The sequence below is a fragment of the Streptomyces sp. NRRL F-2664 genome, assembly GCF_000719345.1.
Lineage (GTDB): Bacteria > Actinomycetota > Actinomycetes > Streptomycetales > Streptomycetaceae > Streptomyces.
Genome location: NZ_JOFX01000568.1, coordinates 1 through 249, shown reverse-complemented (window position 1 = coordinate 249; position 249 = coordinate 1). Strand labels below are relative to the sequence as shown.

Genomic DNA, 249 nt, shown 5'->3' with positions numbered 1-249 from the left:
CTGCCCGTCGCCGGTGTAGGTGTAGGTGGTGGTGTTGCCGAGCTGGTCGGTCTGGGAGGCCAGGCGCCCGGCCGGATCGTAGGTGCTGCGCACACCGGTACGGGTGGCGTCCCCGCCCTGGGTGAGGGTTTTGGAGGTCTGGCGTCCGGCGAGGTCGCGGGTCAGGGCTGCGGTGAACTCCTGCCCCGGATACACATCCGGTGCGGCCGGGTTCAGCACGGTGCTGTGCGGGATGCCGCCAGGCCCGTA

Annotated in this window: 1 protein-coding gene; it reads right to left on the bottom strand. The window is 71.1% G+C overall.

Annotation, left to right across the window (positions count from 1 at the left end; genetic code table 11):
- Positions 1-249 (bottom strand): hypothetical protein (locus IF89_RS40265; protein WP_043195193.1); only part of this gene is annotated, 249 nt, incomplete at both ends.